The sequence below is a fragment of the Streptomyces coryli genome (assembly GCF_011044975.1).
In the GTDB taxonomy this organism is placed as follows: domain Bacteria; phylum Actinomycetota; class Actinomycetes; order Streptomycetales; family Streptomycetaceae; genus Streptomyces; species Streptomyces coryli.
Genome location: NZ_JAAKZV010000014.1, coordinates 18194 through 41350, shown reverse-complemented (window position 1 = coordinate 41350; position 23157 = coordinate 18194). Strand labels below are relative to the sequence as shown.

Annotated in this window: 3 protein-coding genes; all 3 read right to left on the bottom strand. The window is 72.5% G+C overall.

Features of this window, described 5'->3' with window-relative positions:
• Window positions 1–38: 38 nt before the first annotated feature.
• The 3 genes from G5C51_RS42845 to G5C51_RS43980 are packed head-to-tail and all read right to left on the bottom strand — an operon-like array spanning window position 39 to window position 23154.
• Window positions 39–8990 carry a non-ribosomal peptide synthetase gene (locus G5C51_RS42845; RefSeq protein ID WP_240929418.1) on the bottom strand — a complete coding sequence of 2984 codons (8952 nt, stop codon included), beginning with the start codon at window positions 8988–8990 and terminating at the stop codon, window positions 39–41.
• A complete protein-coding gene (locus tag G5C51_RS05770) occupies window positions 8990–16768 on the bottom strand; it encodes a non-ribosomal peptide synthetase (RefSeq protein ID WP_240929417.1) in 7779 nt (2592 codons plus the stop codon). The genes G5C51_RS42845 and G5C51_RS05770 overlap by 1 nt, the downstream gene beginning before the upstream one ends.
• A complete protein-coding gene (locus tag G5C51_RS43980) occupies window positions 16765–23154 on the bottom strand; it encodes an amino acid adenylation domain-containing protein (protein WP_338118028.1) in 6390 nt (2129 codons plus the stop codon). The genes G5C51_RS05770 and G5C51_RS43980 overlap by 4 nt, the downstream gene beginning before the upstream one ends.
• Window positions 23155–23157: the final 3 nt, after the last annotated feature.

The window sequence follows — 23157 nt, the reverse complement described above, 5'->3', positions numbered from 1 at the left end:
CGCCATCCGGCGAGCGGGGCTTCTTCGTGCTCGGCGCCTCACTCCTCCGCGAACATCCTCCGCAGACCGGGGCGGCGGGGAGCGGCCGACTCCTCCGACCACTCGGCGAGCGCGGCCACCGTCGGCAGGTCGAAGATCTTCCGGATGGGGATCTCGATCCCGATCTCCGCGCGGGCCCGGCCGATCAGCCTCGTGGCGAGCAGGGAGTGCCCGCCGAACTCGAAGAAGCTGTCGTCGATGCCGACCCGCTCCAGACCGAGCACCTCGGCGAACAGCGCGGCCAGCGCCTCCTCGCGCGGGGTCCGCGGCGCCCGGTACTCGGCGCCGGCGTACTCCGGCTCGGGCAGCGCGGCCCGGTCCAGCTTGCCGTTCGGAGCCAGCGGCAGCCGGTCGAGGACCATGAAGACGGACGGCACCATGAAGTCCGGCAGCCGCTCCCAGGCGAACTCGTGCAGCTCCTTCTTCAGCAGACTCGACTGGTCATCGGTCGTCCCGCCGTCCGCGAGGGCTTCGGGCACGACGTACGCGACCAGCTGCTTGCCCGTGCTGCCGCTGGGGCCTTCGCGGCCGACGACGACGGCCTGCGCGACCTCCGGGTGCGCGACGAGCGCGGACTCGACCTCGGCGGGTTCGATCCGGAAGCCCCGCAGCTTGAGCTGCGCGTCGCCACGGCCAACGTACTCCAGCAGGCCCTCGGCGTTCCAGCGGGCCAGGTCACCGGTGCGGTACATGCGGGCACCGGCCGGGCCGAAGGGGTCGGGGAGATAGCGCTCGGCGGTCAGGTCGGCGCGGCCGTGGTAGCCGCGGCTCACGTTCCCGCCGACGTACAGCTCGCCGACCGCGCCCGGCGGCGCCGGAGCCAGGCCGGGGCCGAGGACGTAGACCCGCATGTTGCCGAGCGGGGTGCCCACCGGCGTGCTGCCCACCCAGTCCGCCGTGTCGCCGGAGACGGTGCAGGTGGCGGCGTAGAACGACTCGCTCTGCCCGTAGGCGTTGACGACCCGTACCCCGGGGAAGGCGTTCCGCGTCTTCTCGACGAGCGCCGCGGGCAGCGGCTCGCCGGCGAAGACGACCGTCTCGACGCTTATACGGCCGGAGAGCTCGTCGACGAGCTCGGCGAAGGCGGACGGCACGGTGGAGATGACGCTGCCGCTCCAGCCGTCCCGCTCGCTCAACGCCATGACGTCCTGGACCAGTTCGACGACGCCGCCGGTGGCGAGGGTCGTGAAGATCTCGAACACCGAGACGTCGAAGTTGACCGAGGTGCCCGCGAGGAGCCGCTTGCCCGGCTCCATGCCCACGCGGGAGGCCAGCCGCAGCACGCCGTTGACCACGTTCCCGTGGGTGATCGCGACTCCCTTGGGCTTGCCCGTGGAGCCGGAGGTGTACATCACGTACGCCAACTGCTCGGCAGGGAGCGCCAGTCCGGGGCGCGCTTCGTCCCCGGACAGGACGAGCGCGTCGAGGAGGACCTCAGGCCCGCCGTGCTCCGGCAGTGCCGCGACGGTATCGGAGTCCGTCAGGACGAGGTGCGGCCGGGCGTCCTCGAGGATGGCTTCCAGGCGGTGGCCGGGGTACTTCGGGTCGACGGGCAGATACGCGCCGCCCGCTTTCAGCACCGCGAGCAGGGCGACCACCAGGTCCGCCGAGCGCGGCAGCGACACCGCGACCACGGTCTCCGGGCGCACCCCGCGTCCGGCCAGCTCGCGCGCCAGGCTGTCGGCCCGGGCGTTCAGCTCGCGGTACGTGAGCGACTGGCCCCCGGCGACCAAGGCGACCTCGCCCGGCGTCCGCGCCGCCTGCGCCTCGACCAGTCCGTGGACCGTGACGTCGGGGGTGGGGACGACCGTGTCGTTGAACTCGCCGAGCAGCCGGTCGAGTTCGGCCGTCTCCAGCGTGTCGACCTGCGCGACCCGCAGCCCGGGGGTGTCCGCGAGCTGCCGCAGGATGCGTACGAAGCGGGCCTCGAACTCCTTGACCGTGTCCCGGTCGAAGACATCGGGCGAGTACTGCAGGAGGAGCTGGAGGTGCGGGTCGGCCGCCGCCATCAGCGCCAGCGGGTAGTGGGTGCCGTTGGTCGGGCGCAGGCCCGTAACGGCGATCCCGTCCGGGTCGTCGGCGGTGGCGTCGAGGGCCTCCCGGTCGACCGGATACGACTCGAAGACGACCAGCGTGTCGAAGAGGGACGGCAGGCCGACGGACTGATGGATCTCGGTGAGCCCGACGTGGTGGTAGTCCACGAGGCCGGCCTGCCGGCTCTGCAGCCGGGTGAGCACCTCGGCGACGGTGTCGCCGGGCGCGTACTCGACCCGCACCGGAAGGGTGTTGATGAACATCCCGACCATGGACTCGACGCCCGTCACGGCGGGCGGGCGCCCGGAGACGGTGGCGCCGAACACGACGTCCCGGCGGCCGGTGAGCTGGCCGAGCAGCAGCGCCCAGGCCCCCTGCACCAGGGTGTTGATGGTGACACCCGCCTCGGCCGCGCGCCGGTCGAGTCCGCCGGACACATCGGACGGGAGCGCGACCTCGATCTGGTCGAGGCCGTCGCCTTCCGCGGCCCCGGGAGCGAGCAGGGTCGGCTCCTCGACGCCGGCGAGCTCGGCGGCCCAGGCCCGTGCCGCCTCGCCCTGGTCCTGCTTCGCGCGCCAGGCCAGGAACTCACCGAAGCTCCTCGTGCCGGGCAGACCGGCCACGTCGCCGTGGGAGGCGTAGAGCTGCAGCAGATCCCGCAGCAGCAGGGGCGTGGACCAGCCGTCGTACAGCGCGTGGTGGGCGGTCATCACGAGTTCGGCCTTGCCGGACTCGAGGACCAGGAGCGAGAGCCGCATCAGCGGCGGGCTGCCCACGTCGAAGTGGGCGACCCGGTCCTCGGCGAGGAAACGCTCGAACCGCTCGGTGCGCTCCGCCTCGTCGTACCCGGTCAGATCGAGGTGCTGCCACGGCAGGGTCACCTCCCCGGCCGGCACCACCTGCACGAGATCGCCGTCGGCCCGGTTGACGAAGGCCGCACGGAGGTTGGCGTAGCGCCCCAGCAGCGCCTGCCCGGCGCGGCGCATCCGCTCCGGGTCGACGTCACCGGCGAGATGGAACACCAGCTGCACGTGGTAGCTGTCGAACGAGGATCCGGCCAGCATCGAATGGAAGACGATGCCGGACTGCGCCGGGGTGACCGGCCACACCTCGGCCAGGTGGCCATACCGCTCCTCCCAGGTGTCGATCTCCCGCTGGCGCACATCGGCCAGGAGCGCGTCCGTCGGGGTCAGCCCGCCCGCCTCGGGGGTCGCGGCGTGCCGGGCCAGGGCGGTCAGCGCCTCGACCCACAGCCCGGCCAGCTCGGTGACATCCTCGCGGGAGAGCACACCGGTCGGGAACCCGAAGTAGGCGGTCAGCTCCTCGCCTTGGGGGGTGCCGGCGGCCACCGCGTTGATCTCCAGCGCCGACAGCACCGGCATGTCCGCGTCCGGTGCGGCGATCAGGTCGGGGCGGGTGGTGTCCGGTGTCCAGCCCAGGCCGCGCAGTTCCTCGGGGATGCCCGCGCCGGCCGCCCGGCCGAGGTAGTTGAAGCCGATCTGCGGTTCCCGGCCCGTGGCCAGCTCGGCGGCGGTGTCCGGGTTGAGATGGCGCAGCAGGCCGTAGCCGATCCCGTTGTCCGGGACCGCCCGCAGCTGCTCCTTGACCGCCTTGACCGCCCGGCCGGCGGCCGGACCCCCGGCGAACGCGTCCGCCACGTCGACGCCGGTCAGGTCCAGCCGCACCGGATACATCGCGGTGAACCAGCCGATCGTGCGCGACAGATCCGCGCCGGGCGCCACGTGCTCTTCCCGGCCGTGCCCTTCCAGCCGGACCAGCGTCGAGGAGGAGGACTCGTCCCGCGTCCGGCGCCAGCGGACCAGCGCCAGCGCCAGCGCGGCCAGCAGCCCGTCGTTGACACCGCTGCGGAAGAGTCCGGGCACCTTGTTGAGCACCGTCTCGGTGACATCCGCCGGCACCTGGATGCGGAGGGTGTCCACGGTGTCGGCGACATCGCGCGCCGGGTCCAGCTCCCGTGCTCCGAGCACCGGCTCGTCCGCGCGCAGGATCTTCTGCCATACGGGCAGTTCCGCCACCCGCTCGGGGGTGGCCGCTTCCTCAGCCAGCGCATGCGCCCACCGGCGCATGGAGGTGCCGGTCTCCGCGAGTTCCGCGGGGCGGCCGTCGCGGATCCGCTGCCAGGCCGCGACCAGGTCCGGGATCAGGATCCGCCAGGACACCCCGTCGACGACCAGGTGGTGCAGCACGATCAGCAGCCGGTCCGCATCCGCGGGGGACGTGAGCCACACGAACTGCGCCATCACGCCCGCGTCCGGGTCCAGTCGGCCCGCCGCCGCGTCCAGCTCGGCGGCGACCGGGTCGGCATCGGCGTCCGTAGCGGTGTCGTCCAGGGCGACCTCCCGCAGGAGCGCGCCGGCGTCCACACTGCCCGGCGGCTCGGTCCGCAGGCCCCGCTCCGTCCGGTCGAGCCGGGAGCGGAGCACATCGTGCCGGTCCAGCACGGCCTGCAGCGTCGCCACCAGACCCGCACGGTCGATGTCCTCGGGCAGGGTCAGCATGCCCGACATGCAGAGCCGGTTGAGGCCGCCGCCGAGCGCGAGCACGTGTGCCGCCGTAGGCAGCAGCGGGCCCCAGCCGAGGCCGCCGCCCGGCAGCTCCGCCAGGACGACGCGTTCGTCCTCGCGGGCTTCGACGAGCTCCGCGAGCTGGGCGACCGTGGGGTGCTCGAAGATCTCCCGCGTGCTGACCTCGATGCCGCGGGCCTTCGCCCGCGCGACGATCTGGATGGAGCGGATGCTGTCCCCGCCGGCGGCGAAGAAGTCGGTGTCGATGCCGACCTTCTCCAGGCCGAGCACCTCGGCGAACAGGGCGCTCAGGATCTCCTCGGGCTCAGTGCGCGCTGCCCGGCCGGTCGATGCCTGCCCGTTGTCCGGCGCGGGCAGCGCCCGGAGGTTCAGCTTCCCGCTCGGCGTCAGCGGCAGCTCCGACATCGGCACGACCGCGGACGGGACCATGTAGTCGGGCAGCCGGCCGCGCAGATGCTCGGACAGCTCGACGAGGAACGGGCCCATCGACCTGGCCAGCGCGGGGGCGTTCGCCAGCACCCGGCCGGCCGCGCCGCTGGGCACGTACGAGCCGGAGACCGTCCGCTGCCGGCTCCGCGGCTCGGGCAGCAGCACCGCGTCGAAGCAGCGCGCGTCCTCGCCGGACCAGGTGAGAACCGCCTCCCGGCCGTGCTCATTTGCCCACGCGAGCACGTCCTGCGGGTCGACCCGCTTGCCGGGCAGGGACGACGGGTCGAGGAGGCCCGCCGCGACGGTCACGGCAACCTCTTCTTCCAGCCGCGCGTTGGGTATCCCGGTCACCCGCACCGGGCCGTCCGCCCGGTCCGCACGGCGGCCCAGGTCGGCCAGGCCGGCCAGGTCCGACACTTCCCGGCCCCACGGCACCGACGGCGCGCCGGCCAGGTCGAGCAGGTCGGCCGGCTGCTTGTGCAGGATGACCTCGTAGCGGTGCCGGGTCAGCTCGTTGTGCGCCTGCCCGGGCTTCAGCCGGATGTCGAGCGCGATGGAGTCGTCGTCGTCCGCCCACTCGGCGAACCACTCCGGCGCGACCGTCAGCTCCCGCTCGGCGAGCAGCTCCTTCTCCACCAGCGCCCGCAGCTCGTCGTGCGAGGCGTGCGGGTGCGCCGTACGCTGCACGGCGGTCCGCATGAAGCGGCGGGTCGTGGCGCTGCGGACGTCACCGACGATGAGGCGGCCGCCCGGCGCGAGGAGTTCCATCGCCTGGCGCAGCACCTGGTCCAGGTACTCGGCGCTCGGGAAGTACTGCACCACCGAGTTGAGCACGACGGTGTCGAACCGGCCGTGCGGCAGCCCGGACATGTCGTCCGCCGCCTGGGCGCTCAGCCGGACCCGGTCGCCGTATCCGGCCTCTTCCGCCTGGACCCGGACCCGGTCCACCACGGTGCCCGAGATGTCGGTGCCCCAGTACTCCTCGACGTCGCCGACGATCTTCGCCAGCAGCAGGCCGGAGCCCACGCCGAGTTCGAGCACCCGCCGCGGCGCGTACCGCAGCACCTGCGCCACCGCGGCGTCCTGCCACTCCACCATCTGTTCGCGCGGGATGGGCTCACCGGTGTAGCTGGAGTTCCAGCCCAGGAAGTCCTCGCCCAGACCGTCCTCGGATTCCGCGTAGCTGTCGTCGTAGAGGTCGCGCCACTCGTCCACCTGGGCGCCGGCATCCGCCGCCTCGGCGCCCGGCTTGGGCACCACGTACCCGACCAGCTGCTTCTCGCCGTACTGGTTGTCGCGCGCCACGATCGCCGCCTGCGCGACGCCGGGGTGCCCGGCCAGCGCGTGCTCGATCTCGCCCAGCTCGATCCGGAAGCCCCGGATCTTGATCTGGTCGTCCGCGCGGCCGCGGAAGACCAGTTCGCCGTCCGCCGTCCAGGCCGCCACGTCGCCGGTGCGGTACATGCGCTCGCCCGGCGGGCCGAACGGGCAGGGCAGGAAGCGCCCGGCGGTCAGTCCCGGCCGGCCCAGATAGCCGCGGGTGAGCGACTCGCCGGCGATGTACAGCTCGCCGGCCACCCCGGGGGGCACCGGGCGCAGCACGTCGTCGAGCACGTAGAGCCGGGTGTTGCGGATCGGGCGGCCGATCGGCGGCACCTCGTCGCGGCCGGTCAGCGGCGCGCTCATGGCGACGCACACCGTGGTCTCCGTCGGCCCGTAGGCATTGATCATCCGCCGTCCGGCCGACCAGGTGGCCACCACCTCGGGCGAGGGCGCGTCACCCCCGACGACCAGGCACTCGACGGTCGACAGCGACCCCTCGGGCAGCGCGGGGAGCACGGCGGGCGGGAGGGTCGCGTGCGTCACCCGGTACGTGTCGACCGTCTCGGCCAGCGGCGCCCCCGGGGCCAGCGCACTCTTGTCCGCCAGCACGAGAGCCGCGCCGGCCAGCAGCGCCATGGACATCTCCCACACCGAGGCGTCGAAGCTCGACGAGGCGAACTGCAGCACCCGGCTCTCCCCGGTGACGCCGAGCCGCTCGGCCTGGGTGGCGGCCAGACTGGCCACCCCGGCGTGTGGGACCGCGACGCCCTTGGGCGTGCCCGTCGAGCCCGACGTGTAGATGACGTACGCGGTGTTGGCCACCGCCGCGGGGCAGGGCAGCGCCCCAGTAGGTGCGGACGACAGGTCGAGGTCCTGCAACTGCAGCGTCGGCACGGGCAATTCGGGCAGCTGTCCGGCGGTCACGGCGTCCACCAGGACCAGCCGGGCACCGGAGTCGGCCACCATGAAGGAGATCCGCTCGTCCGGGTAGGCCGTATCGACCGGCAGGTACGCGCCGCCGGCCTTCATCACGGCGAGCACGGCGGTGACCAGCTCGGGCGACCGCGACACCGCCACCGCCACCACCGACTCGGGGCCCACTCCACGCTCGGCCAGGACCCGCGCGAGCCGGTCCGCCCGGGTGTCCAGCTCGCGGTACGTCAGGGTCTCCTGGCCGCACAGCACCGCCACCGCGTCCGGCTTCTCGGCGACTTGCTGCTCGAACAGCTCCGGAATGGTGCACTGCAGCGTCGGCACCGCGGTGTCGTTCAGCCCGTTCAGAAGCCGGTCCCGCTCCTCCGCCGACAGCACGTCGATGTCGCCGACCGGCATCGCCGGGTCCTCGAGCACCTGCTCCAGGATGCGTACGAACCGGTGGACGAAGCGTTCGGCCGTCGTGTGGTCGAAGAGGTCCTTCGCGTACTCCAGCAGCCCGTGCGCACCACCGGACTCCTTCGGGGCGATGTTGAAGAACAGGTCGAACTTCGCCGTGCCGGTGCCCGCCGGGACGGGCGAGACCTCCAGGCCCGGCATCTCGATCTCCGGCCACACGAACTGCCAGGCCAGCGCCGTCTGGAAGAGCGGCTGGTAGGCGGTGGACCGGTCCGGGTTGAGCAGCTCCACCAGCCGCTCGTACGGGATGTCCTGGTTGTCGAAGGCGGCGAGGGCTTTGCCACGCACCTGCTCCAGGAGATCGCCGAACGTCGGGTTCCGCGCCAGATCGACGCGCAGCACCCACGTGTTGACGAAGAACCCGATCAGATCGTCGAGCTGCTCGTCGAGCCGCCCCTCGAAGGGGCTGCCGATCGTCACGTCCTCCCCGGCGCCCAGCTTGTGCAGCAGCACCGACAGCGCGGCCTGCGCCACCATCGGCGCCGTGGCGCCGCGCTCCGCGGCCAGCTCCTGCATCCGGGACAGCAGCTCGGGTGTCAGCTCGAACAGGACGTCGCCGCCGCGATAGCTGGCGGTCGCCGGCCGCGGCCGGTCCAGCGGCAGCTGCAGCGGCTGCGGCACCGCGGCCAGCTCGTCCTTCCAGTAGGCGAGTTGCTCCGCCGCGGCGCTCTCCGGGTCGCCGTCCTCGCCGAGGAGCTGCAGCTGCCACAGCGTGTAGTCCTTGTACTGCACCGGCAGCGGCGTCCACGCCGGGGCGCTCCCCTGATGGCGGGCCGTGTACGCCGACACCAGGTCACGTAGGAACGGCGACATCGACGACCCGTCCGCGGCGATGTGGTGGAACACGCACACCAGGACGTGCTCCTGCGGGCTGATCCGCAAGACGGTCGTCCGCAGGGGGAGTTCCGTTTCCAGGTCGAAGGCTTCGCATTCGGCCGCGTGCACCGCGGCGTCCACCGCGTCGGCGGCCACGTCGACCACCCGGAAGGGGAGGACCGCCTCCTGCGGAGTCAGGATCCGCTGCTCCGGCGTGCCGTCGGCGTTCTCGGCGATCAGGGTGCGCAGGCTCTCGTGCCGGGTGACGACATCCGTCATCGCCGCGGCCAGGGCCGCTGTGTCCAGCGTCCCCGCCAGGCGCAGCACGAACGGGACGTTGTAGGTCGCGGACGGGCCTTCCAGGCGGTGCAGGAACCACATCCGGGCCTGGGCAAAGGACAACGGGATCATCAACGCATCTCCTGTACGGTCATCTGTCGCAGCTGGGGGCGTTTCGAGGCGGCCAGCTTGTCGATCTGCTCCGCCAGCTGGGCGACGGTCGGATTGCGGAACACCGTCGTGACCTTCACGTCGACGTTCAGCTCGTTGCGTATGCGGCCGATCAGCCGGGTGGCCAGCAGCGAATGCCCGCCGTGGCCGAAGAAGTCGACGTCGATGCCGACCTCCTCCATGCCGAGCAGCTCGGCGAACAGCCGGCAGAGGACTTCCTCGTTGTGATTGCGCGGCTCCCGCCGGGTCCCGGTCTCGGCGTGGTCCGGCGCGGGGAGCGCGCCGCGGTCGAGCTTGCCGCTCGGTGTGGTGGGGAGCTCGGCGAGCGGCAGGATCGCCGAGGGGACCATGTATTCCGGCAACTGCTCCTGGAGCAGGGCCCGTACGGCCTCGATGTCCAGCGCGGCCGGGTCCGCCTTGCGGTTTGGCACCACGTAGGCCACCAGCCGCTGGTCGCCGGGGCGGTCCTCGCGCACCACGGCCACCGCGGTCCCGACCTCCGGGTGCGAGGTCAGTACCGACTCCACCTCGCCCAGCTCGATCCGGAACCCGCGGATCTTGACCTGGAAGTCGGTGCGTCCGATGTACTCGACCTGGCCGTCCTTGTTCCACCGGGTCAGGTCCCCGGTGCGGTACATCCGGGTCCCCGGGGCGCCGAACGGGCAGGCCACGAACCGGTTCGAGGTCAGCGCCGACTGGCCGAGGTAGCCCCGGGCGAGCCCGGCACCGGCCAGATACAGCTCACCGGCGACCCCGGGCGGGACCGGGCGCAGCGCCGCGTCCAGCACATAGACCTGGGTGTTCCAGATCGGCGCGCCGATGGGCACCTGGTCGGCGCCCGGCACGTGCTGCCATGCCGTGACCTCCACGGCCGCCTCGGTGGGTCCGTAGACGTTGTGCACGCCGCAGTTGGGCAGCAGCGCCGCGGCCTTGTTGGCCAGCGCGGGCGGGAACGCCTCGCCCGCGACCTCGATCCAGCGCAGGCCGGCGCAGTCCTTGGCCGCCGGCTCGGCGACGAACGCCTCCAGCAGGGAGGGGACGAAGTCCGCGCCGGTCACCCGCTCCCGCTGGATCAGCTCGGCCAGATAGGCCGGATCCCGGCGCCCGTCCGGACGGGCGATGACGACGGCGGCGCCGACCTGCAGCGGGGCGAACAGCTCCGGCACCGACACGTCGAAGCTCGCCGACGTGCTGAGCAGCATCCGGTCCTCGGCGCCCACCTCGAAGTGCCCCAGTCCCCACGCCAGCCGGTTCATGATCGCGCGGTGCGCGACCTGCACGCCCTTGGGGCCGCCGGTGGAGCCGGAGGTGAAGATGACGTACGCGGCGTTGTCCGGGGTCAGCGCGCGCCGCGGATTGTCCTCCGGGAGCCCGGATACGTCAGGGAGCACCTCATCGAGTACGAGCAGCGGCTCCGCGCCCTCCAGCAGCAGCCGGACCCGGTCCTCGGGCAGCTCGGTGTCCACCGGCAGATAGGCCGCACCCGCCTTGACCACCCCGTAGATCGCCACCATCAGATCCACGGAGCGGGGGATGCGCACCGCGACCACCTGTTCGGGGCCCGCGCCGCGCTCGATCAGCCAGCGCGCCAGCTGGTTGGCCCGCCGGTTGAACTCCCGGTAGGTCAGCGTCTCCTGCTCGCCGATCAGCGCTACGCGCTCGGGGTCGCGCTCCACCTGCGCCTCGAACGCACCCGGCAGGGTGTCGGGGGCGACCGGGTGCGCCGTGTCGTTCACTTCCCGCAGCAGCCGGTCCCGTTCCTCCCCGCTGAGCACCTCTACGGCGCCGACGGGCACCTGCGGGTCGGTGAGGATCCGCTCCAGCACCCGGACGAGCCGGGCGGCGAGCTCCTCGGCCGCGGCGCGGTCGTAGACGTTGTTCTGGTAGTCGAGGGACAGCCGGAGATACGGATCGGTCGAGTTGAGGGTGAGCGGGTAGTGCGAGCCCGCGAACGGCCGGATGGCGTCGACCGTCAGGCCCGCCGAAGCGTTCGCCTCCTCGATGCCCTCGCGGTCGATCGGGTAGTTCTCGAAGACGACGATCGAGTCGAACAGGGCGGACAGCCCGGCGGCCTGCTGGATGTCGGCGAGCCCGAAGTGGTGGTGGTCGAGCAGCGCGGTCTGCCGCTCCTGCAGCTCGGTGATGACCTCGGCCACGCTGTGGTCCGGCCGGCACCGCACCCTGACCGGGAGGACGTTGATGAACAGCCCGACCATCTCGTCCGAGCCGATCAGATCCGCCGGGCGGCCGTTGACGGCGGCGCCGAACACGACGTCCTGCTGCCCGGTCAGCTTCGAGACCAGGATCGCCCACGCGCTCTGCAGCAGGGTGTTCACCGTGACGCCGAGTTCCGCCGCGCGCCGGGTGAGTTCGCGCCCCTGGTCGATCGACCACGGCACCTCCACCCGGCCGAGGGCGGACACCTCCACCTCCTCCAGGGGCGCGTTCGGGGCCAGCAGCGTCGGCTCGTCGAAGCCCTCCAGTTCCGCGGCCCAGCGGGCGGCCGACGCCTCCCGGTCCTGGCGCGACAGCCAGGCCAGGTAGTCCCCGTAATCCCGGACCGCGGGAAGCTCGCGCGACCCGGAGTACAGCCGGATCAGATCCGTGATCACCATGGGCGACGACCAGCCGTCGAACAGGGTGTGATGCGCCGTGATGATGACCTTCGCCTGCCGCGGCCCGCAGGTGAGCAGGGCCAGCCGGAAGAGCGGTGGCCGGGTGGGGTCGAGCTGGTCGGCCCGGTCCTCGGCGAGGAGCGTGTCGAGCGCCTCGTCCTGCTCGGCTTCGCTCCGGCCGGTCAGGTCGACGTGCCGCCAGGGTATGTCGACGTGTTCCGCCACGACCTGCACCGGATCGCCGTCCCCCGCGGTGACGAACGCCGAGCGCAGATTCGGGTACCGCTCCAGCAGCGCCTGCCCGGCGGCCCGCAGCCGCTCCGGATCGACGTGCCCGGTCAGGTGCAGCACGAACTGCATGTGGTAGACGTCGAAGGAGCCGTCGGCGAGCGCGGCCTGGAACTGAATGCCGGACTGCGACGGGGCCAGCGGCCACACCTCGGCCAGCCGGCCGTAGCGCTCCTCCCAGGCTTCGAGCTCGTCCTGGCGCACCGAGACCAGCGGGGTGTCCGTGGGCGTCAGCCCGCCGATGTCCGGGCGGGCGGCGTATGCGGCCATGCCGCGCAGCACCTCGGCCCAGGTCTCGGCCAGTTCACCGGCCCGCTCGCGGGACAGCACGCCGGTGGCGAACATGAGGACCGCCTGCAGCCGGGTGCCGTCGGCGGTGTCGGTGGCGACCGAGTTGACCTCCAGCGCGGAGAGCGCGGGCAGGTCGGGGTCCGGCGCCGGGATCAGTTCGCCCGCCCAGGAGGCCGGCCCCCAGCCGTCCGCGCGCAGGTGCTCGGGCACGTCGGTGCCGGAGATCCGGCCCAGGTAGTTGAACCCGATCTGCGGCACCGGCTGTTCGGCGAGCTGCGGGGCGGTCTCCGGGTTGAGGTAGCGCAGCATCCCGTATCCCATGCCCTTGTCCGGGATGCCGCGGAGCTGCTCCTTGACCAGCTTGATCGCGGTCCCGGCCGCGGGGCCGCCGGCCAGCACGTCGGCGAGGTCCAGGCCGCGCACATCGACCCGGGCCGGGTACATGCTGGTGAACCACCCGATGGTCCGGGAGAGGTCGGCGCCGGGGACGATGTCCTCCTCGCGGCCGTGTCCCTCCAGCCGGACGAGGGTGGAGCGGTCCGCACCGCTCCACCGGTTCACCGCCAGCGCGAGCGCGGCGAGCAGCACATCGTTTCCGCTGGCCTTGAACGCCGCGGGCAGCGTGGTCAGCACCGCCTCGGTGACGTCGGCGGGCAGCTGGAGCCGCACCGTGTCGACCGTGGACATCACGTCCACTGCCGGGTCGAACGCCCGCGTGCCCAGCGGGGGGTTGGGCGCCTCGATGAGATCGCGCCAGTACGCCAGCTCCGCCTCGCGCTCCGGCGAGAGCGCCTCGGTCTGCAGCGCCGTCGCCCAGCGGCGGGCGGATGTGCCGACCGCGGGCAGCTCGGGAGCCGCATCGCCGGCCTTGACCTGCTGCCACGCCTCGGCGAGGTCCGACATGAGGATCCGCCAGGAGACCCCGTCCACCACCAGGTGGTGCAGCACGATGACCAGCCTGCCCGCGCCCTGTTCCGCGGCGAACCAGAGGAAGTCCGCCATGGTCCCGGCCGCCGGGTCCAGCCGCCCGGTCGCCTCGTCCAGCTCCCTCTTCGCCAGGTCGAGCAGGGCCGGGTCGTCCCACCGGCCGTCGCAGGGGACCCGGTGGATCAGGTCCTTCGCCCGCACCGCGCCCTGCGGACGCACGACGAGGGAGAGTTCGTCGCCGCGCACCAGCTGCGCGCGCAGCAGGTCGTGCCGGTCGAGTACGGCGTCCAGCGTCGCGGCCAGCCCGTTCGCGTCGATGCCCGCGGGCAGGTCCAGCGCCATCGCCATGGCGAACCGGTTCGTGCCGCCGCCGTGCTCGAACACGTGCAACGCCGCCGGCTGCAGCGGCATCGGACCGACGCCGCCGCCCTCGTCCTCGGCGAGCGCGGGCGCCTGCTCCCCGCGGGCGGCCGCCACCTCGGCCAGCCGGGCCGCGGTGCGGCATTCGAAGATCTCCCGCGTGCTGAGCTCCAGGCCCCGGGCCCGGGCCCGCGCCACCACCTGGATCGACCGCAGGCTGTCGCCGCCGACGGTGAAGAAGTCGTCGTCGATGCCGACCCGCTCCACACCGAGCACGTCCGCGTACGCCGCCGCGATGATCGCCTCGGTCTCGGTACGCGGCTCCCGGTAGGTCTCACCCAGGAACTCCGGCTCCGGCAGCGCCGCATGGTCCAGCTTGCCGGTCGGGCCGAGCGGCATCCGGCCGAGGGCCACGAAGGCCGACGGCACCATGTAGTCGGGCAGCCGTGCCGCTACGAACTTGCGCAGCTCGGCTGCCGAAGCACCCGCCTGCACGTTCACATCGCCGATGCCGCCGGCGCCGTCGTCGCCGACGGCGCCGTCACCGACGTGCACCACGTACGCGACGAGCTGCCGCCCGCCCGCGGGCACCTCGCGGCTGATCACGACCGCCTCGCTGATCCCGGGGTGCGCCGTGATCGCCGCCTCGACCTCTGCCGTCTCGATGCGGAAGCCGCGCACCTTGACCTGGCCGTCGCTTCGGCCGACGCACTCCAGCTGGCCCTGCGCGTTCCAGCGGGCCAGGTCGCCCGTGCGGTACATCCGCTCGCCGGCGGGGCCGAACGGGTTCGCCACATAGCGTTCCGCGGTCAGGCCCGGGCGACCGTGGTAGCCGCGCCCCAGGCAGGTTCCGGCCACGTACAGCTCGCCGATCACGCCCTGCGGCACCGGCGCGAGGCCCGGGCCCAGCACGTAGGCGCGCATGTTCCCCAGCGGGGTGCCGATGGGCGCGACATCGCCCCCGGCCCATTCCTCGCCCGGCGGGAGGGAGTACGTGGTGGCGTAGAAGCTCTCGCTCTGCCCGTAGGAGTTCACGATCTGCGCGTTGGGCAGGGCCTCGCGCACCTGCCGTACCAGCCGGGCCGGGAGCACGTCGCCCGCGAAGACGACCGTCCGCACGTCGGTCGTCTTCGGCAGGTGTCCCACCAGTTCTCCGAGCACCGTGGGGACCGCGCTGATCACGTGGCCGTCCCAGCCGTCGCGTTCGCCCAGGGCCAGCGCGTTCGGTACGACCTCGGCCGTGCCGCCGGTGGACAGGGTGGTCAGCAGCTCGAAGACGGAGACGTCGAAGTTGACGGAGGTACCGGCCAGCAGCCGCCACCCGGGCGGCGCGTCCAGCACCCGCGCCAGCTCCCGCACCCCGTTGACGATGCTGCGGTGGGTGATCGCCGCGCCCTTCGGCTTGCCCGTGGAGCCGGAGGTGTACATCACGTACGCCAGGTTGTCGGGGCCGAGCGGCGCGGTCCTGGCCGCATCGTCCGGCGCGGCCCAGTCCGCGCTGTCGTCGAGGTTGACGGCCGTGATGCCGTCGTGCGGCAGGTCCTGCCACGTCGCGGTGGTGGTGACCGCGAACCGCGGCGCCGCCTCCGACAGCACACCCGCCGCTCGCCCGCCGAGGTACTGCGGGTCCATCGGCAGATAGCCGGCGCCGGACTTGAGGATGCCGAGCAGGCCGACCACCAGGTCCTCCGTGCGCGGCAGCGCGAGGACCACCAGGTCCTCGGGCCCGGCGCCACGGCGGATCAGCTCCCGCGCCAGGCTGTTGGCCCGGTCATCGAGCTCGCGGTACGTCAGCGTCCGGTCCGCGCACGCGATCGCGGGGGCGTCGGGGGTTCTGGCCACCTGTGCCTCGAACAGCTCCGGGACGGTCAGCTCGGGCAGCTCGGTGGCCGTGTCGTTGAGCCGCGTGATCAGCCGGTCCCGCTCGGCCGCGTCGAGCGCGTCGACGCAGCCGATCCGGAGCTCCGGGTCGGCCACGAGCCGGCTCAGGACCCGGAGGAACCGGTTCGCTATGCCCTCGGCCGTCTCCCGGTCGAAGAGCTCGGTGGCGTACTCCAGCCGGCACTCGGCGCCGCCGGCCGGGTCCGGGACCATGTTGAAGAACAGGTCGAACTTCGCCGCGTGGTTCTGGTTCGGCTCGAACACCACCTCCAGGCCCGGGAGTTCCACTTCCGGCCAGGAGATCTGCCAGGCGAGCATCACCTGGAAGAACGGGTGGTACGCGGCCGACCGGTCCGGGTTGATCAGCTCCACCAGCCGCTCGAACGGCATTTCCTGGTTGTCGTACGCCGCGATGGCCTTGTCCTTCACCCGGTCGAGCAGTTCCTCGAACGTCGGGTTCCCGGACAGATCCGCGCGCAGCACCCACGTGTTGACGAAGAAGCCGACGAGCTCCTTCAGCGCCGCGTCGGTACGCCCGGCGATGGGCGAGCCCATGGTCAGGTCGTCGCCGCCGCCGAGATGCTGCAGCAGGACCGCGAGCGCCGACTGCATGACCATCGACACGGTGGTGTCCCGCCGGGCGGCCAGCTTCTCCACGGCGGTGAGCAGTTCCGGCTCGATCCATGCCTCGACCAGGTCGCCCTGGTGGCTCGGCGCCTTCGGCCGCGGGTGGTCGGTCGCCAGCGCCAGCGGCTGCGGCAGGTCGGCCAGCTCCTGCCGCCAGTAGCGCAGTTGCCTGGCACACAGGCTTTCCGGGTCGTTCTCGTCGCCGAGCAGATCGCGCTGCCAGAGCGTGTAGTCCGCGTACTGCACCTCGAGCGGCTCCCACTCCGGCGCCCGGCCCTCCCTGCGGGCCGAGTACGCCGACCGCAGATCCCTTACGAGCGGATCGGTCGACTCACCGTCCGCGGCGATGTGGTGGAGGACGATCGCCAGCGTGTGGTCGCGCGGGCCGCACTTCAGCAGCCTGGCCCGTATCGGCAGGTCCGCCGTCAGGTCGAACGGCAGGGTGACCGCGGCGTCGATCGCCGCCGCCCGCTCCTCCTCCGGGACCTCGATGACGGGAAGCCGGAACGGCTGCGCCTCCGTGGGCAGCACCTGCTGGTACGGCGTGCCGTCGGCATCCTCGACGAACACGGTCCGCAGGGACTCGTGCCGGTCGACGACATCGCGGAACGCCATCTCCAGTGCGTCGGTGTCCAGTTCGCCGGCAAGGCGGAGCACGAAAGGCGCGTTATAGGTCGGCGAAGGGCCCTCGAACTGGTAAATGAACCACATCCGGCGCTGCGCGAACGACAACGGGATCATCTTGCTCATACCTCCACAGGGGAATCAGCCACGATTTCTCCGCCCTTCGTCCTCCTGCGCAAGGCCGGCCGTTTCGGAGTGGACAGTTCTTCGCACACCTGCGACAGGGCGGCGATGGTGCGCGTCTCGAACAGCGTGCGGATCGGCACTTCCAGGTTCAGTTCCGCGCGGATCAGATTGACCAGCTTGATCGCCCGCAGGGAATTCCCGCCGAGGTCGAAGAAGTCGTCCTCGATGCCCACGCGGTCCACCTCGAGCACTTCGGCGAACAGGCCGCACAGGGATTCCTCACGCGCCGTCCGCGGCGCGCGGTATGCCGCGCCCTCGGCGTCGGGTGCCGCGGTCTCCGCCGGCTCCTGATCGAGGTGGAACAGCTCGCGCAGCCGGTCACGGGCCTGCGTATCGAGGGCGTCGAGCGTGCCGACCGCGGTGCCGGGATCGCCCGCGATGTGCTCGAGGAGGCGCACCAGGCGGGCGGCGAGCAGCTCGACCGTCTCGTGCTTCAGTTGCCCGATCGGATAGTCGATGGAGAGCTGGAGATACGGTTCCGCGGACGCGTTCAGCGTGACGGGATAGTGCGAGCCGTAATACGGCCGCATTCCGGTGACCGAGAAGCCCGCCGCGGCATCGGCTTCGGCGAGCGCGACCCGGTCCACCGGATAGGACTCGTAGCCGACGAGGGTGTCGAAGAGCGTCCCGTGGCCGGCCGCCTCCTGAATGTCGGACAGCCCGCAGTAATGGTGCGCAAAAAGCTTGCTCTGCCGGGTCTGCAACTGGGCCAGGAGCTGGGCCACGGTCTGTTCCGGCGGGCACGGGACCCGTACCGGAACGGTATTGATGAACAGCCCGACCATCCGGTCGGAGCCCGGCAGCGCGTCCGGCCGCCCGGACACCGTGGCGCCGAAGACCACGTCCTGCTGCCGCGTCAGCTGCCCGAGCAGCATCGCCCACGTGCCCTGCACCAGGGTGTTGAGCGTGACGCCCAACGCCGCGGCGCGACCGGCGAGTTGCTGCGCGGTGTCGAAGCCCAGGTCGAGCTCCACCCGCCGGACGCCCTCGGAGGTCACGCCCGCGCCCTCCGGCGCCAGCAGCGTGGGCCCGGGCAAGCCGTCGAGCTCCGCCGCCCAGGCGCGGATGGACGCCTCGTGGTCCTGGTCCGCGAGCCACCCGAGGAAGTCCGCGTAGTCACGCGCCGGCGGCAGGTCGGCGGGGGCGCCGTCGGCCGCGTAGAGCCGGAGCAGGTCGCGCATCAGCAGCGGCAGTGACCAGCCGTCGAACAGCGCGTGGTGCGCGGTGAGGACGAGTTCGGCCCGGTCGGTCGCCGTCATGGCCAGCGCCAGCCGGACCAGGGGCGGTGCCGCGGGGTCGAAGTTGCTCGCGCGGTCCTCGGCGAGGAACGCCTCCAGCTCACCGTCCCCGGTGCGGCCGAGGAAGCGCCAGGGCAGCTCGACCTCCTGCGGCGTGAGCTGGACCATCCCGCCGTGGTCGGCGGCGACGAACCCGGCGCGCAGGTTCGGGTGCCGCTCCAGCAGGGCCTGCCCGGCGCGGCGCATCCGCTGCGGGTCGACCTCGCCGGCGAGGTGGAACACGAACTGCAGGTGGTACGCGTCGAACGAGCTGTCCGCGAGCATCGTGTGGAACAACAGCCCCGACTGCACGGGCGTGACCGGCCCCAGCGCGGCCAGCCTGCCGTACCGCTCCTCCCAGGCGTCGATCTGCGCCTGGTGCACGTCGACCAGGGGCGCGTCCGCGGGAGTCAGCCCGCCGGCACCGGGCGCCGCGGCGTGCCGGGCGAGGCCCGTCAGCGCGTCGACCCACCGCCGCGCCAGCTCGTCCACCTCGGCGCGGGACAGCACCCCGGCGGGGAAGCCGAAGCCGGCCGTCAGCTGCCCGTCCTCGCCGACCGCCGCGTTGATCTCCAGCGCCGACAGGGACGGCATGTCCGCGTTCGGCGCGGGGATCAGCTCCCCCAGCTTGGACAGCGGCGTCCAGCCGTCCGCCCGGAGCTCCTCGGGGATGTCCGCGGCGGTGACCTTGCCGAGGTAGTTGAAGCCGATCTGCGGGTCCCCGTGCCGGGCCAGCTCGGCCGCGGTCTCCTCGTTCAGGTGGCGCAGCAGCCCGTAGCCGGTCCCCTTGTCCGGGATCGATCGCAGCCGCTCCTTGACGAGCTTGACCGCCCGTCCGGCGTCGGGACCACCGGCGGCCGCGTCGTCCACGTCGACGTCCGCGAGGTCGAGCCGCACCGGGAACATGCTGGTGAACCAGCCGACGGTGCGCGAGAGATCGGCTCCGGGGACGAGGCCTTCCTCCCGTCCGTGGCCCTCCAGGCGAATCGTGAACGACGCGTCGTCCAGCCCCCTCGCCCGCCGCCAGCCGGCCACCGCCAGCGCCAGCCCGGCCAGCAGCCCGTCCTCCGCGCCACCGCGGTACGCCGCGGACAGCGTGGTCAGCACCGCTTCGGTTACGGCGGCGGGCACCTGCACACGCAGCTCGTCCACCGTCGCCGCCACGTTTTCGGCCGGGTCGAAGTCCGGCGCCCCCAGCGGCGGTTCCGCGCCGGCGAGCATGTCCTGCCACAGCTGGAGTTCCGCGTGCCGGCGGGCCGACTCCTCCACCAGGGCGTGCGCCCAGCGCCGGACCGAGGTGCCGACCTCGGGCAGCTCCGGCTCTCTTCCGGCACGTACCTCGCGCCACGAGGCGGCCAGGTCCGGCAGCAGGATGCGCCAGGACACGCCGTCGACCACCAGGTGGTGCAGCACCACGAGAAGCCATCCGGGCTCCGACGCCGAGGTGAACCAGACGAACTGCGCCATGGTCCCGCCGGCCGGGTCCAGGCGGTCCGCGGCCGCGTCCAGCTCCGCCGCGACGGCCTCGTCCGACGGCGGCCACTGCGCGCACGGGACCTCGCGCACCAGCGGATCGGCGTCCACCGCGTCCGCCGGGTCGACCCACAGGCCGAGGCCTTCCGGTTCGAGCCGGGCGCGCAGGATGTCGTGGTGGGACAGCACGGCGCGTAGTACGGCGATGAGCCCGGCCCGGTCGATGTCCGCCGGCAGCCGCAGGGACATCGCCATGGCGAAGCGGTTGGCCTCGCCGCCCGCGCCGAGGACCTGGAGCGCCACCGGCGAGGGCGGGATCCGGCCGACACCGCCACCGGGCAGCTCCGGCAGTCGCTCCCGGCCGTCGTCCCCCTGGCCCGTGAACTCGGCCAGGCGGGCGATCGTGCCGTGCTCGAAGATGTCCCGCGTGCTGACCCGCAGTCCGCGCGCCTTGGCCCGCGCCACGACCTGGATCGAGCGGATGCTGTCCCCGCCGAGGGCGAAGAAGTCGTCGTCGACGCCGATCTGCCCGACGCCGAGCACATCGGCGAACACCTCGGCCAGGGCCCGCTCCACCGCGCTGCCGGGCGCCCGGTACGCCTGGCCGCGGAACTCCGGCTCCGGCAGCGCGGCCCGGTCCACCTTGCCGTTCACGGTCAGCGGCAGGCGGTCGAGCACCACGAACGCCGCCGGCACCATGAACTCCGGCAGCCGCTCGGCCGCGAACCGGCGCAGCTCGCTGCCCGAGACACCCGCCTGGAAGTCGAGGTCGCCGACCCCGCCCGCGCCGTCGCCGCCGACGATCCCGCCGCCGGCGGGCACCGCGTATCCGACGAGCCGCCGGGGCCCGGAGCCGTCGGCCCTGGCCATCACGAGCGACTGCGCTACGCCGGGGTGCTCGTTCAGCACCGCTTCGATCTCGGTCGGCTCGATCCGGAAGCCGCGCACCTTCACCTGCGCGTCGGCCCGGCCCACGTACTCGAGCCGGCCCTCGCCGTCCCAGCGCACCAGGTCTCCGGTCCGGTACATCGGCTCGCCGGCGGGGCCGAACGGGCAGGGCACGAACCGCTCCGCGGTCTGTCCCGGCCGCCCGGCGTAGCCGCGGGCCACGCCGGCGCCGGCCACGTACAGCTCGCCGACGGTGCCGACCGGGACCGGCGCCAGGCCGGGGCCGAGGACGTACACCGCGGTGTTGTCCAGCGGGCGGCCGATCGGGACGGTGTGGCCCACCGGTTCACCGGGGGCGATGCGGTGCCCGGTGGCGAACACCGTCGTTTCCGTCGGCCCGTAGCCGTTGCCGAGCGTCACATCGGGGCAGACCTCGCGCACCCGGCGCCAGGCGGCCGGGGACGCCGCGTCGCCGCCGGTCCACACCTCGCGCAGCCCGGTGAGGCACTCCGGGCGCTCCTCCGCGATGGCCGTGAACAGGCCCGCGGTGAGCCACAGCACGGTGATCCGGTGGGCGGCCCGCAGCTCGGCGAGCGTCTCGATCTCGAGCTCTCCCGGCGGCGCCACCACCACCCGGCCGCCGTTCGCCAGCGGCACCCACAGTTCCTTGACGAACGCGTCGAAGGTCTGCGGCGAGTGGAACAGCGAGACGGCGTGGCTGTCGTCCCGCCAGCGGCGGTCCGTCACATACGCCTCGAGGTTGCGGTGCGTCGTACCGGTCCCCTTGGGAGCTCCGGTCGATCCCGAGGTGAACATGACGGCCGCCAACTGGCCCGGCTCCCACCGCACCGGGAGCTCGGGCAATGCGGCTTCGGTGCCGCCCGGGGAATCCGGGCCGGCCTCGTCGTCGAGCAGCAGGGTGGCGAGCGACGGTGCCAGATCGTCGGGCAGCGTCCCGGCCGTCGCCGCGTCGGTCAGCAGGACGCGGGCGTCCGCGTCCCGCAGCATCGAACTGATCCGCTCCGCCGGCGACTTGAGGTCCAGCGGCAGATACGCGCCGCCCGCCTTCAGCACCGCCAGCAGGGCGACGACCAGGTCGGCCGAGCGCGGCAGGGCGACCGCCACGACGGTCTCGGCGCGGACACCCCGGCGCCGCAGCACGCCCGCCAGCCGACGCGCGCGCGTGTCGAGGTCCCAGTACGTCAGGACCTCGTCGCCCGCGACCAGGGCCACGGCATCGGGCTTGCGCTCCGCGTGCCGTGCGATCAGTTCCGGCAGCGCCAGCCCCGGCAGCGGTACGCCGGTGTCGTTCAGCTCCCGCAGCAGCCAGTCCCGCTCGGCGGCGTCCAGCGGGTCCACCGCGGCGACCCGCGCCCGCGGATCGGCGACCAGGGTGCGCACGGACCGTACGAGCCGTGCCGAGAACTGCTCCAGTTCGGCGGCGGAGTACATGGTCCGGGGCGCGTCCATGCTGATGGTGACGGCTTCCTCGGGACCGGACCGGAAGACGGTGATCATGAGCTCGTCCGGCGAGGGGAAGCAGCCGCCGAAGAAGGACGCCTGATACGTGCCGAAGCGCAGGCGCTGCATCGGGATGAAGTTCAGGATCACGCCGAGCGGATTGCGGGCGACGTCGGTCAGCCCCATGTCCTGCCGGATGTCGGAGATCAGCCGCCGGCTGTGCGGAATGACGGCCGCCTTCTCCGTGGCGACCGCGCGGGCGATATCAAGTAACGAGTCGGTCTGCCGGACCGCGACCCGTAACGGGATGAAGTTCGCGGCCATTCCGGTCGCTTTACGGGTGGACTCGGAACGGTTGCCCGCGGCGATGGAGAACATCAGCTCCGAAAGCCCGCAGCTTTCGTGCAGGAATACGGCGGCGGCCGTCGCCACCAGGGTGGGTATCGAGATGTCTACGGACCTGGCGACGCGCTTCCACTCGGTGACCTCCGCGCTGGGGATCACCCTGGTGCAGTTCGCGATGCCGATCGCGTGGGCGATCCGCGCCGGCCCGGGGTCAGGTGCCGGGTCGTCGTCGGACCTGGCCTCACCAGCGCCGGGGACGCTCGGCAGCCGGGCGGCATCCGGCGGATCGGCGAGGTAGTCCTGCCAGAACGCGGCGTCCTCCGCGAACTGCGGAGACCGCCGGTAGTCCGCCTCTTCGGCCGCCACGATGCCGCTGTCGAAGACCGGCGCCTCCGGCACCGGATTCCCCTCGGCCAGGGCGGTGTAGATTTCGGCGCACCGCACCGCGAAGTTGTTGTAGCCGAGGCCGTCGTTCACGATGTGGTGGAATATCTGGCAGTACAGCCAGCGCGATTCGCCGAGTTTGATGGCGCCGAGCCGGAACAGCACATCGCGGCTCAGGTCGAACCTGGTCTCATGCACCTCGGTGAGCACGTCATACAGCTTTTCCTCGACGTTCCGGGCATCGCTCAGATCGTAGAAGAAGGGCTGCCAGGAGCCGAGTTCGCGCGGCACCGCCCGCATCCCGGACTCGGTTTCCTCGAAGGTGACGAGCAGGTTCGGGTTCTCGTGCAGCGCCTGCCGGAATGCCGCGGTCAGTACGGACGGGTCGAGCGCGCCGTCGACGGCCCACCACGCGCCAATGTTGTTGTGGATCGACGGCTTGACCTTGTCAGTGATCCACATCCCCACCTGGGACGATGAGGCATCGGTGACAGACACTGA